The sequence below is a fragment of the Exiguobacterium sp. MMG028 genome (assembly GCF_027947425.1).
Taxonomy (GTDB): domain Bacteria; phylum Bacillota; class Bacilli; order Exiguobacteriales; family Exiguobacteriaceae; genus Exiguobacterium; species Exiguobacterium aestuarii_A.
Genome location: NZ_JAQJIN010000001.1, coordinates 92,643 through 105,405, shown reverse-complemented (window position 1 = coordinate 105,405; position 12,763 = coordinate 92,643). Strand labels below are relative to the sequence as shown.

Here is a 12,763-nt window from a genome sequence, read left to right as displayed (position 1 = left end):
CGCCTTGCTCAATAAAATGAGCGAGGCGTTTTGTTGATTAGAATCCTTGTTCCGTTCCGTGTACCGGCTCTTCCGAACCAACTTGATTGTCGCGAATCGAGTCATAGAACGTCGCATACGTTGTCGAGAAGTAAGGTCCGATAAAGAAGAACCCAATCCCGAGCGTCAAAATCCCGACGAGGAACCATCCGAAGAACGACAAGAAGAGCATGAATGCTTCCATCTTGTGCCCGTCCATGAGACGACGCGATTCCGTGATCGATTCAAGTGCCGAAAGCTCAGGCTGATCGCGTAAGATATACGGCGTAAGCGAGTACGAAAATCCTTTGATGATTCCAGGTACAATCAATAACAGTGTCCATAATACGATAAAGAGGCTCATCACAAATGAAGTGATGACATGTTTCACGTAACGTGTTTGAAACGGTTTGAACATTGTCGAGAGTGACGCGCCATTTCCGCGTGATACGTTAAGCGCGAGCCATGACCAACCGATGGCAAGTGGCGCAATCAAGATTTGAAGAATTGTCGACACGAAACTTAACGTGGCGTCTGTCGATGTGAACGCTTCTGGTGAGTTGGGATCCATTTCAGGAGCGAACCACTGTGGAATTCCGTTGACGATGACAAACAAAAGCGCCAATCCAGCCATGAGCCACCATTTTCCTTTCAGTGCTTGTCGTGCATGTTGTTTCCATTCAGATCTCATTGTAACCCATCCTTTTTTATAGTCTTCTCTACAGTGTACGTGAAAAGGTTGAAGGACGTTTCAAAAAAACATAAAAAAAGGGAAAGGATTTTTTCCTTTCCGCTTAACGAATCATTACGTTACCTAAAAAGAACTGAGACATGGATAAGATCAACAAGAGCACTCCGAGCGAAAACGCAAGGTGAGACGTAACTTTGAAGACGCGACTCCGTAAAAAAGAGTGGCTGTATTCAAAGCGACGGACGATCAACACATGAATGAGTTCAAAAAGAATGACTGCCGCCGTAAAATAGAAGGTCATCATGATATGAAAGCCAAAAAAGAACATGGCCAGTATCCCTAGTCCGAGATTATGAATTCGATTATGGACGTCATCCCGATCCCCGACGGTCGTTTGCACATGTTGCATCCAATCACCTCACTCGAAAAAACCAAAACTACGTAGCTATCCTTAATGACAATTTATCACATTTTCCAACCTTTAAACTCAAAGTCATGACTTTTTTACCTAAACGAAATATTTGGAAATTAACTGTAATTTGAACTACCCCTACCTACGCTTCGCTGAGAGGTGGGGGATTCCTGAGTTGTCCTCTCTAACGAGAGAAACCTGATCAGGCTAGCCCCGTCGTCCCGACGGTCTTCCCGTACCAGTCGGCCTTATACTCGAGCATGCGAAAGAACGCTGACCAGCTGACCTCGGAGATTGACTTGCTCAACTAGCAGTCCTGCTGCATGTCCTTCACCTGCAGGGTCTCGATGCCGATGACGTCGTGGTTTTTGACGATCTCGGTCGACACCTTGTGCAGGAAGTCGGTGCGTCTGTTGGCGATCTTCTCGTGGATACGGGCGACCTTCCGCTTCTGCTTCTGGTAGTTCTTCGCCTCGGAGAGTGTCACCCTCTTGTTCAGGGCGATGCGCTGACGACGGGATAACTTGCGTTGTTCTCTAGCCAGCTTCTTCTCGAGCGTACGGAAATAACGGTCGTTCTTGTATACGGTTCCGTTTGATAGGATGGCGAAGTGCTTCAATCCGACGTCCACGCCGACCGATGAACCGGTCTTCGGCAGTTCACCGATCTCCTGCTCTGCAAGCAGGGAGACGAAATATTTGCCCGAAGCCGTGCGTCGGATCGTGGCGTTCAGGATGCGACCCTCGACCTGTCTCGAGTTGGCGAACCGCACCCATTTCAGCTTGGGGAGTTTGAGTGTGTTCCCGACGATCGAGACCTCGGGGAGCTGGGACTTGCCCTGGATGTTCGTCTTATAGGATTGCACGGGGTTTCGCTTCGACTTGAATCGGGGTCGCTCGTTCTGCTTCTTGAAGAAACGATCAAACGCATCGGCCAGGTGTCGGACGCTCGCTTGGATAGACGTGCTATCGACCTCCTTCAGCCACTCGAACTCTTGCTTGAGTATGGAAAGTGCTTTCGAGCAGGCATCATACGACAGTCCCTTACCGGTCGTTTCATAGGCCGCGTCCCATTTCGATAGGAAATGGTTGAACACGAAACGCGAACAGCCGATCGTCTTGGCGATCAGAATTTCCTGTTCCTTCGTCGGATAGATCCGGAACTTGTAAGCCTTGTGCTTCACCATGATATTCACCTCCTTGAAGAAATCATACCCCAAAGACAGGTTGGCGATTCATCTCCCACTTTCACACAAGCCCTGTCCTTAACGTTTAGAAGTGGGCGTATTCTCGCCTAATTTTGATAAAAAAAAGTGCTGATCGCTCAGCACTTTACGCATTCGTCTCTTCAGTCTTGTTAAACTTCCGCTTCAACTTCAGTTTCTGCTTCGTTCCACCAAAGACAGGACCACTCTCTTCTTCGTTAATGTCCGTCTCTTTCTTCAGAACGAAATAAGGACATCCGAAATTACAATACTCGTATACATAGTCCATCACGTGATCGATCCGGTTCTCATACGTCGCTAACTTTGATTGCGGTTCATAGAACCCTTTCAAACGTAGCTGTCCGTGTCCCCAGTCACCGACAATATAGTCGTATTTATCAAGCACGTCACTATACCGTGCGATAAACGCTTCTTCATCAAATCCGTCGCGCTTCTCTTCTAAAACGGTATATCCGTGGCGATTCACTCGAATCATCGCTCCCACCTCCACTCTACTATCATAGCATGTCCCGCTATGACGGCTCTATCCTTTTCGAATGACCTCATGACGAGCGACAATTGTCTCTCGCAACACATCCCTTAGTAATTCCGGCATGAAATATCGCTTCGGCTGGTCTGCTAAGTATGGAAGGAGCGGGCCAAACGTCAACATATCGACTGTCGCGACGCGATATGTCCGATTCAAATCTAGCTTTTCTCCCATTACATAGTACTGACCGTCCCGCTGTTCGATTTGATAGTAACTCGGCTCACCGAGTACGGTGCCTCTGAATCCTAGACCTCTGACGTGCATATTCGTGAACGTTTCCTCATTTACGTCATGTAAAAATCGTTCGAGCGTCTTACCGTCAAGTGTCAGGACACATGGGTTGATTGGATGTGGACAGATCCGATGCAACATGTTCAGCGTGACTTTTCCTGGAGCGAGACCGTCTAGGACGACTCCGGACGGAATGATTCCGACATCGGCTGCACACCATTCGACCATCCCTTCTACAAGCAACTCACCAAGCGGAGAATGCCCGAACCAATCAGATGCATATCCTTCAGTTTCTGCAATTGTGATATCAAGGAGGCGTTCGGCATCTGCCCCTTCTGTATCTAACAACGCCAACGTATCTGGACTATCTGATTGTTGTGACAGTTCGTGGAGGCGAGCTTCTTTCGAAACGACTCCTGACTCATCGAGCGTCAGCGTCACTTCCCCGACATACTTCCCATATTTCCCGGCTTGTGCAATGAGCACTCCGTTCGTCGTCACGCCTTCATCTAAAACGTGATGCGTATGGGCCCCGAGGATGACGTCAATGTCAGGATACATGTCTGCTAATCGTTCATCCCCGAAGAAACCGAGATGACTGAGTGCGATGATGACATCACAATGTGCCAACCGCTCTAACGCTCGCTTTGTCGCTTCGTAAGGCGATTCGATTTGCCAACCAAGTTCGGGATACAACTCTTCATAAGGGGCTGTGACACCAAATAAGCCAATTTTCAACCCATCACGCTCAAGAACAAGCGTTTCTTCGACCCAATCTGGTCGCGACCCGTCTGCTTCATACACATTCCCAAGCAAAATCGGGAACGTCGCCTCTTCATATAGATCGGCTAACCAATCGTGTGGAAACGTGATGCCTTCATTGTTTCCAATCGTGACGGCCGTCGGTTGAAGTCGCTCGAGTAAGCGAACGTTCAACTTTCCGCGCGTCACCTCAGTCGCCGGATGTGTGCGATCGGCATGATCTCCTAAATCAAAATAGAGTGTATCATCCGTACGCCGTTCTTCTAGAAATGAAACAAGTTTCGGCCATTGGTCGAACTTTGAGTGAAGATCATTGTAGTGAAAAATAGTAAGTTTCGTCACGACCATCCCTTCCTTCTAAAACAGACTAATTTGTCTAGGTGCAAGCTCGTATTCGAGCCCGAGAATTTCAATCAAACGTTTGGCGTTCGGAGCCGCGTCCCCGGCCGAGTTGTTGTTAAAGTATACATACACATCTTTCGCTTCACGGTCAATCTCGCGGAGCGAGGCGGCGAGGTCCTGAAGTTCTTCCTCGCTATAGCGATATAGACAACGGACGTGCCGCCATTCTTGACTCGTCATGCCCGGCTTTTTAAGCCAACCTGATGTATTACGTCCATGTAATCGAACGACGGCTACCTCAGGGTGTGTCACGACCGGCACGAACGGAATACTGCTCTCTTTCGTCTGTGGCTCATCACAAATCGTATTGATGAATCGCTGTTCCTTTAAAAATTGAAGCGTACGATCCCGGAACGCCTCAGAGAACCAAGTCGGATTACGAAACTCGATGGCAATCTCATAATCAGAGAGTTCGGCACGGAGTGTTCGCAAATAGTCGAGATGTGGTTTCGATACGTCGAACCAAGGCGGAAGCTGGACGAGCACGGCCCGTAACTTCCCTGCCTGTTTCAATGGATCGACCGAAACACGATAACGCTCAAACAACTCAATAAGTGGCGTTTTTGGTTCACGGTCATGCCCGCTCATTTCCCGGGAAACTTTGACGACGAATTGGAAATGGTCCGGCGTCTCGGCATCCCACATCTCGAAATTTTTCACGGGTTGTATCGCATAAAATGTCGAATCGACTTCAACGGTCGGGAAATGACCCGCGTACGTCGATAGTTTATGTTTTCGTTCCTCTGGGGTCGTGTATAACAGATCGTGGTCACCCCATCCAGTCACACCAACGTAAATCATAGCGTCCTCCTTTATGACTCCGAAATGACGGTCGCTTTCCGTTTCGACCAGTTCCATGTGCCTGTATACGTAATGAGCAACAAGACCAGCCCCATGATGAACGGATAGCGCATATCAATATCAAACGCAATACCCGCGAGTGTCGGTCCTAAAATATTTCCGATGCTCATATAGGCGTTGTTCATCCCCATCGCGAGTCCCTGCTCGTTTCCGGCAAGTTTTGAGACGAGCGTGTTCAATACCGGACGCAAGATAGACGTCGACAAGAAAATGACGAGTGTCACTGCAAAGAACAACATATACGTTCCCGCGAAGAGCGATAATAGGAAACCGAACGCCGCGAGAGCGATGAAGGCGAGAACGACTTTGACCTCTCCCATCAACTCGACTAAACGGTCTACCGCGAACAGTTGGACGATGACACTGACAACGCCCGTTCCCGTCACCATGATCGCAATCTCTTGAGGCGTCGCGCTGAACATTTCACTGACGTATAATCCAAGCACTGATTCATACGCCATGAGTCCGAACGCCATGACTAAGTTGATCAATAACACGAAGAAGTATGGTTTACGTGTCGACATGACCAATTGTGTCGGTAATGATTCCTTTATTTTCGGTGCTACGTAAGGAGCACGGTCCGGTTCTTTTAAAAGAAGAACGGATGAAATGACAGCAATGAACGAAACGATTGCTGAGACGAGTAATGGTGTCTTTAGCCCGAACTCGGCAAAAAATCCACCAATCCCTGGTCCGACGACAATCCCTAGCGACATTGCCGCGGAAATATAACTATTCCCTCGCGCTCGTTGTTCGAGCGTCGTGATATCCGCTACATAGGCAAAGATGGCAGGAATCAATAACGCGGCCCCGACTCCCCCAATGGCACGCGATACGAGCAAGATTGTTAAATTATCCGATAGGTAGAAGACGCCCATCGAGATGGTAAATCCAATGAGACCTAAAATAATCATCAAGCGACGACCATACACGTCTGCCCATTTCCCCGCAATTGGTGACATGACGAGCTGAGCACCCGCAAATACGGAAATCATCAACCCGGCGGCGGTTCCCCCTTCGCCAATCATCTTTAAGTAATCCGGAATAATCGGGATGATGATCCCGAAGCCGGCGACGGCGATAAACATATTTAACATGAGGATCGCCAATTGATTTTTTTGTTTTGTTGTCAACGCATGTCACTCCCTTTTCATCTTTCCATTTTACTGTTTGAGCTCACATATGGGCAAACAATAAGACAGAAAAAAGCCCATCCTTGACCAAAGGATGGGCTAGACTTATGAGATGCGTGACTGAGCAAGTGATTCTTGCGATGCACCCTTCGGAAGAAGGAGTGTGATCGCATAGACAATCATCGTTGGAACCGCCCAAGCAAGACCGATTTCCGCCATTGGCAAGCTTGAGATCCAAGAAGTGACCGCAGACGGCTGGATGCCATTCCACGTCTCAAACAACGAAAGAACGAGTGCCGTGTAAATCGTAGCCTTCATCGCCACACCAGGGTTGCGTTGAAGTCGTTCTGTCACCGACACGAGCACGAGCGCGATCATGACCGGATAGAGAAGCGTGAGAAGTGGGACCGCGATTTGAATCAACGTGCCCAATCCGACGAGCGAGATCAAATAGCCGAACAATGTAGTCGCGATGACAACATGGTGGTATTTGAGTGAATCAAACTGGTTGCTGATGAAGCGTGAGAACTCTGAGATGAGTCCAACTGCTGTCGTCAAACAAGCGAGGAAGACCGCTAACCCGAGTGCAAGCATTCCGACTTGTCCGTAAGACGTACCTGCGAACGCTTGGAGAAGGCTTGCGCCACTCGTCGTTCCTTCTGCGACCGTCATATTCGCACCGATCGAACCGAGCGAGATATAGACGAGCATCAAACAGGTAACGGCAAGCATGCCTGCAGAGCGAAGGAGCGAAGACGCTTCTTTTTGGTCACTCAACCCATTTGCTTTCAACGTGACGAGGACGATTGCTCCAAAGACGAGAGCCCCGAATACATCCATTGTCAAATAGCCTTGTTGGAAACCTTGGCCGAGCGCGCCCACCCATGTCTCAAACCCTTCTGCTGGAGCTCCCGGCTCTCCGAGAGGCGAGATGAGGTTTGTGATTCCAATCGCTGCGAGTAAGAACAAGAGGATTGGTGTGATGATGCGTCCGATGACTTCAATCAACTTTTGAGCACGGAGCGTCAAGAAGAACGTCAACCCGAAAAAGACGGTCGAACTCATCGCAAGTGTCAAAGTAGAAGGCGCATCGAGAAACGGGACGAGTCCCATTTCATACGTGACGGCAGCCGTACGCGGGATTCCGAAGAATGGTCCGATGGCTACATACATCAATCCTGTCAAAACGAGTGCGAGACGCTTTGGAATATAACGAGCAATTTGGTCTGTCCCGCCGCCTACCCGAGCGACTGCGAACAAAGCAAGAAGCGGTAAACCGACACCCGTAATGACGAACCCGATCATCGCCGGTACGAGGTTTTCCCCCGCCAAGGCGCCGAGCTCTGGTGGGAACAGCAAGTTCCCGGCCCCAAAGAATAAAGCAAAAATCGTAAACGCTAACGGGAACAATGTCGATTTTTTCATACAACTACCTCCATACACTTGATATTCCGAACGAATTAACAAAAAAATAATAACTAAATTTTCTGACAATATATCGCTTGGTCTATTTCATTATACACACTTCCTATCGTTTGACCACCCCATCTCCAAAATTCGAGGTTTAATTTTTTGAAATGTAGATTTCACAAAAAAAATCTCCCTTCACACGTAGGGAGATGTAAGCGTTAATAGCGGATATCAAACTTACGGAATGCTTGATCGTCTGCCTTCGTTTCGTCAATTCGCTCGACGCCGACGAAACGATTTCCGTCTTTTAAAGCTTTTTGAAATGACTCGATATCTTCACTCGTGCCTTCTACATGAAGTTCGACCGTCCCGTCATTCAAGTTTCGTACCCATCCTTTGATTCCGTATTGGCGAGCGGTCTCTTGTGAAAAATATCGAAACCCGACACCTTGGACACGTCCAGATACAATCAAATGTTTAGCGACTCTCATTCTATATTCCTCCTTTATTTTGACAAAGATGTTTAGAGGTCCTTACTTTAGGAAACAGTATTTAAGTAAAATAATGGAATTGGAGTGGTTATATGAATGCAGTTATCGATATCGTTACGAGTTTTTCGAATTGGCTTTGGGGCGTGCCGATCATCTCGTTACTCGTCTTATCCGGTGTGTTTCTCACGATCAAACTTGGTTTCTTTCAGTTTCGTTATCCAATCTACATATTTAAGCAAACATTCGGTAGCATCTTTAAAAAACCAAAAGGTGAAGGCGACATAAGCCCGAGACAAGCCTTAACGTCAGCGCTCTCTTCAACAGTCGGGGCCGCGAACATCATCGGTGTACCTGCAGCGATCATGTTCGGGGGACCGGGTGCCATCTTCTGGATGTGGGTCATTGCCATCATTGGCATGGCCATCAAGTTCTCAGAGAGCGTACTTGCCGTGCACTATCGTGAAAAGAATGACGCCGGCGAATTTGTCGGTGGACCTGTCTACTACATATCAAAAGGCCTTCGTTGGAAGTGGCTTGCGACTTGGTTCGCCTTCGCCCTCATGATTGAACTCATCCCGAGTATCATGGTGCAAGGCAATGCCGTCAGCTCGGCAGTCCGTGAGACGTTTAACGGAAATACGCTCATCACCGGCATTGTCGTTGCTGTTCTTGTCGGCATCATCGTCTTCGGTGGTCTGAAACGGATCGCGAAAGTGACCGAGATTGTCGTTCCTGGGATGGCACTCGTCTACGTCGGGGCCGGGCTCATCATCGTGTTGATGAACTTGTCTGAGATTCCAAACGTGCTCAGTCTTATCTTCTCTTATGCGTTCGAGCCGATGGCCGCCTTCGGTGGTTTCGCCGGAGCCGCAGTCGCCGAAACGATTCGTTGGGGTTTTGCCCGCGGTCTATACTCGAATGAAGCCGGTCTAGGGACGGCACCAATCGCCCATGCCGCTGCGCAGACGGATCATCCGGTACGCCAAGGATTCTGGGCCGTCATCGGAATCGTCATTGATACGTTGATCATTTGTAGTACGACCGCCTTCGTCGTCTTGTCTTCAGGCGTGTGGACGGCGGATGGGGCAATGGAGGACCCGGCGGCGTTGACGACGATCGCCTTCCGTGAATACTTTGGGTATACGGGAAGTTTACTCGTCACCATCTCCCTCATTTTCTTCGTGCTCTCGACGATTATCGTCATCATCTTTTACGGCTCGCGTCAGGCCGAGTACTTGTTCGGTTTGACAGCAGGAAAAATCATGAAGGCGGTCTATATCGTCTCCATCGTCATCGGTTCGATCGGAGGCGCTCAAATGATTTGGAACTTCCTCGACTTGATGCTCGCGATGATCCTTATCCCGAACATGATTGCCGTATTGTTACTCAGTAGCGAAGTGAAGCGACTAACGACCGAATTCTTCACGTCCGAGAAGTATTATAAGAAAGATATCGCCGAAGAAGAGGCGTCTTAACCAACAATCCGACTGCTTGCGCAGTCGGATCTTTTTTAGGATGCCGGTTCGACTTTCTCGATTCCAGCCTTGACGGCTTGTACCGAGGCGTCAAACTTCTGTTGTTCTTCGTCCGTCAATTCAATCTCGATGATTTTGCGAATACCGCTTCGGTCAATCAAGGCTGGTACGCCGATATGCACGTCAGTCGCCCCATACTCGCCGTCTAAATGAGCCCCAATCGTAACGACGGAGTTTTCATTTCGCACGATGGCCCGGATGATGCGTAGCAAGCCGACCCCGATTGCATAATAGGCGGCACTCTTATACTCGATAATCTGATAAGCAGCGTCACGCACATCTGTATAAATAAATTCCAAGTCCTCAAACTGATACTTCTTGTTCTCTGCCAATAGTTCATCGATACTCTTTCCGTAGATGCGGGCGTTGTTCCATGCGACAAATCCAGTATCACCATGTTCCCCCATATAATAGGCGTGGCAATTTCGTGGAGATAATTCGAAATAGTCTCCGAGTTTGTAGCGGAGTCGTGCCGTATCGAGGACAGTCCCTGAACCGATGACACGTTCTTTCGGTAGACCCGATGCTTTCCAAGCGACGTGTGCCATGACATCGACCGGGTTCGTCGCAACGACTAAGATGCCGTCAAAGCCACTCTTCATCAAGTCTTGTGTCACGGTACGAACGACTTTCGCGTTTTGCTCGACGAGGTCCATCCGTGTTTGGCCGAGTTTTTGCGCCGCTCCTGCCGTGATGACGACGATATCTGCGTCTTTACAATCTGAATAATCGCCTGCCCAGATTCGGACCGGTGTCGGGGCGAACGAGATCCCGTGATTCAGGTCCATTGCCTCCCCTTCCGCCTTGGCATGATTCGAGTCGATTAAGACAAGCTCTTCACAAAGGGCTGCTGTCGATAATTGATAAGCAAAACTGACCCCGACCCACCCTGCACCGATGACGGCGATGCGAGTGATGTCTTTCGGGTCAATATCATCTTTATGCGGAATACGTGTCATGTAGATCCTTCCTTTCTATATATCATTCTCTTTTTAGCATACCCGACTCTTCCATCTTTAACGACAAAAGCCGCATGAAAAATACATGATTACGTTAAATATCCTACTTCGGTTCAAAGATTCCTGTATTCCGAATATAACCGAAAATCTGAATCGTCTCATTATCGAAGATGAACGGAATTTTTTCTCTCTCCAAAATTGTAATGAGTTCGGTGGACATATCACAAACATCTGGGTCAAGAATCACTCCTTTATAGAGCAGTACGCTTGGTCGCAAACGAATCCATTCGATAGACCGTAAACGGGATTCCAGCCAGATTTCATCCCACTCTCCCCACAATATTTCATACTCGGGTAACGAGTCACTTGGAAATAACGTATGCTCCCCTAAGTATTTCACTTGATACGGCGGGGCATGCGTCAACACTTCAGAGACAGCTCGATTGAGACGTTGCCATTTAGTCTCGTTCATCACCGATGTCAATTGGTGTCTCTCTATGTATTGGAGTTCTTCTCGTCGGTTCATGCTGTTGAACCTTCTATCATAAGCTCTAATTTTTCAATCGTTCGTAACACTTCTTTACGGTTCTGCTTGCTTTTCATCCAAGCGGGTATTCGACTTTCGAGACTACGTTTCGTTCCCTCGCTCGTCCGAATCTTCGCCTCGATATAATTCTTGATATAGTTGAGGTGTTCACGGTTGTAAGCCCATAACACATGACCACAACAACCTGTTTGTAAAAATAGCGGCAAACCAAAATGAACATCGATCGCTTCTCCGATGTACTTCGCACCGCTCTCCTTCATTTGCAAATGACCGCAATGAAGACAACTTAGGCGCACCTCATCATTCTTCTGCCGCACATCGGCCTGTCCCCCGCAACTCGGGCAAATGACAAGCATGGGATTCATGAATGTATAAATGTCTCGGCTCTCTAATAAAAATCGATGGGTCACGTTATCGCCTCCTTATTTCATTATACAAAAAACCAGCGAAGCTTAGCTTCGCTGGTTTTTAAGTCACGATTATCCAATCGAACCTTCCATCTCGAACTTATTTATTTGCACTATATATAGAAGGAAATAGTTTTGTTTTATCGCTTATTTAATGGATTTTTAATGTTTTGGTTTGTATTGATTTGTATAGTTTGTTTCAATTTTGAGGGCTGAACTGAGGGCTGAGAGGGCTGACTCGTTTCGCCGTTTTACGCTGCGGGTATAGGAGCAACAACACGTCACCTGTTTGCGGCACGGGGAGGCACTAAACATGCAACTGGCAATCATCGGGTCGAAGGAAGAAATCATGGAAGTGATGCGATACATCGAAGGGATGCGGGTGATCCAGAAGGGCGAGCAAGTGGTCCGGGCGGAGATGGTCACACGAACGGAGGAACGGATGCAGTTAAGATTTGAAGACATTCCTTCTAATACGACGAAAATCGGTTGAGCTCTCGTATGAGGGCTTTTTATTGTATCATCGTTTAGTCACATCAACCTTTCACAATTCGGACGATTGCCGAATAAATCGGACAGGGCGTATGCTCGATATGAGGTGATGATATGCAGACGATGGAGCAACCATTTTTATTGTACGATGATACATACGAATTGATCTATTCACGCTTAGTGATGGCGAATCTCGACCCGCACATCTCATTCCGAGTCATCGAGGTACATCCGCTCAGGATGAGCTATCTTTGCGAAGTGCAAAGCAAGGACACAACCTGGTGGCAATGGGTATCCCTTCATCGAGGGAATAGTCGCAAGATGTATACGAAACCAAAAGTAAGGCACAAAAAAGTCCCCGCTCTCACATGAGCGGGGTTTATATGTTTATTCCTTCGTATAGCCGTCACGTGCTTTTCCTGACTCATAAAGACCCACAGAAGTAAGTCCGGCAATCGCCCCGGCCCAGATCCGGATGAACACATCGACCGTCGTGAATGGCGCGGATGCAATCCCTACCAAGATGCCGATAAAGATGGCGACGACGGGAATCATCCTCTTTGGAATACGTACCGCTTGCTTCGCCACCTCGTTCAATCCGATGATCACTGGCGAGATCAAGGTGACCAGTAACAAAAGTTCTCCTGGGAATTCCATA

Annotated in this window: 15 protein-coding genes and 1 pseudogene; 3 read left to right on the top strand and 13 right to left on the bottom strand. The window is 48.2% G+C overall.

What is annotated here, in order from left to right; genetic code table 11:
- Positions 1–37 precede the first annotated feature (37 nt).
- From PJK55_RS00665 to PJK55_RS00625, 9 genes and pseudogenes are all read right to left on the bottom strand, one after another.
- Positions 38–709 carry a DUF975 family protein gene (locus tag PJK55_RS00665; RefSeq protein WP_271304489.1) on the bottom strand — a complete coding sequence of 224 codons (672 nt, stop codon included), beginning with the start codon at positions 707–709 and terminating at the stop codon, positions 38–40.
- A 103-nt stretch (positions 710–812) separates the two neighbouring features.
- Positions 813–1,118: a hypothetical protein gene (locus PJK55_RS00660; protein ID WP_074033530.1), complete on the bottom strand. Its 306-nt coding sequence runs from the start codon at positions 1,116–1,118 to the stop codon at positions 813–815.
- 214 nt (positions 1,119–1,332) lie between these two features.
- Positions 1,333–2,307 (bottom strand): annotated as a pseudogene (tnpB, locus tag PJK55_RS00655) (IS200/IS605 family element RNA-guided endonuclease TnpB); the annotation flags it as partial.
- Between the two features lie 145 nt (positions 2,308–2,452).
- A complete protein-coding gene (locus PJK55_RS00650; RefSeq protein ID WP_074033531.1) occupies positions 2,453–2,821 on the bottom strand; it encodes a YutD family protein in 369 nt (122 codons plus the stop codon).
- 48 nt (positions 2,822–2,869) lie between these two features.
- Positions 2,870–4,216 (bottom strand): bifunctional metallophosphatase/5'-nucleotidase, encoded by a 1,347-nt coding sequence (locus tag PJK55_RS00645; protein ID WP_271304488.1) that lies wholly within the window; start codon positions 4,214–4,216, stop codon positions 2,870–2,872.
- 9 nt (positions 4,217–4,225) lie between these two features.
- Positions 4,226–5,071 carry a DUF72 domain-containing protein gene (locus PJK55_RS00640; protein WP_271304487.1) on the bottom strand — a complete coding sequence of 282 codons (846 nt, stop codon included), beginning with the start codon at positions 5,069–5,071 and terminating at the stop codon, positions 4,226–4,228.
- 11 nt (positions 5,072–5,082) lie between these two features.
- Complete coding sequence (locus PJK55_RS00635; protein ID WP_214782026.1) at positions 5,083–6,264, bottom strand: MFS transporter; 1,182 nt, start codon at positions 6,262–6,264, stop codon at positions 5,083–5,085.
- 105 nt (positions 6,265–6,369) lie between these two features.
- Positions 6,370–7,689, bottom strand: a complete 1,320-nt coding sequence (gene brnQ / locus PJK55_RS00630) for a branched-chain amino acid transport system II carrier protein (protein WP_271304486.1) — start codon at positions 7,687–7,689, stop codon at positions 6,370–6,372.
- A gap of 203 nt (positions 7,690–7,892) precedes the next feature.
- Complete coding sequence (locus PJK55_RS00625; protein WP_271304485.1) at positions 7,893–8,165, bottom strand: acylphosphatase; 273 nt, start codon at positions 8,163–8,165, stop codon at positions 7,893–7,895.
- Between the two features lie 92 nt (positions 8,166–8,257).
- On the opposite strand from PJK55_RS00625, the gene PJK55_RS00620 reads away from it, so the two are divergent.
- Complete coding sequence (locus tag PJK55_RS00620) at positions 8,258–9,640, top strand: alanine/glycine:cation symporter family protein (RefSeq protein WP_214760106.1); 1,383 nt, start codon at positions 8,258–8,260, stop codon at positions 9,638–9,640.
- Positions 9,641–9,675: 35 nt separating this feature from the next.
- Here the strand turns inward: PJK55_RS00620 and PJK55_RS00615 are convergent, their stop codons facing one another.
- From PJK55_RS00615 to PJK55_RS00605, 3 genes are all read right to left on the bottom strand, one after another.
- A complete protein-coding gene (locus tag PJK55_RS00615) occupies positions 9,676–10,659 on the bottom strand; it encodes an L-lactate dehydrogenase (RefSeq protein WP_271304484.1) in 984 nt (327 codons plus the stop codon).
- Positions 10,660–10,762: 103 nt separating this feature from the next.
- Positions 10,763–11,185, bottom strand: a complete 423-nt coding sequence (locus tag PJK55_RS00610; protein ID WP_271304483.1) for a DUF6678 family protein — start codon at positions 11,183–11,185, stop codon at positions 10,763–10,765.
- A complete protein-coding gene (locus PJK55_RS00605) occupies positions 11,182–11,616 on the bottom strand; it encodes a hypothetical protein (RefSeq protein ID WP_271304482.1) in 435 nt (144 codons plus the stop codon). The genes PJK55_RS00610 and PJK55_RS00605 overlap by 4 nt, the downstream gene beginning before the upstream one ends.
- Before the next feature lie 310 nt (positions 11,617–11,926).
- Between PJK55_RS00605 and PJK55_RS00600 the strand changes: the two genes are divergently transcribed.
- Both PJK55_RS00600 and PJK55_RS00595 read left to right on the top strand, forming a co-directional pair.
- Complete coding sequence (locus tag PJK55_RS00600) at positions 11,927–12,106, top strand: hypothetical protein (RefSeq protein ID WP_271304481.1); 180 nt, start codon at positions 11,927–11,929, stop codon at positions 12,104–12,106.
- A 113-nt stretch (positions 12,107–12,219) separates the two neighbouring features.
- On the top strand, positions 12,220–12,477 hold the full coding sequence (locus tag PJK55_RS00595; RefSeq protein ID WP_271304480.1) for a hypothetical protein: 258 nt from the start codon (positions 12,220–12,222) through the stop codon (positions 12,475–12,477).
- 15 nt (positions 12,478–12,492) lie between these two features.
- On the opposite strand, the gene PJK55_RS00590 is transcribed toward PJK55_RS00595, so the two are convergent.
- The gene (locus PJK55_RS00590) at positions 12,493–12,762 is read right to left on the bottom strand and encodes a holin (protein ID WP_271304479.1); all 270 of its coding nucleotides are present in this window, start codon (positions 12,760–12,762) and stop codon (positions 12,493–12,495) included.
- Between the last annotated feature and the right edge of the window lies 1 nt (position 12,763).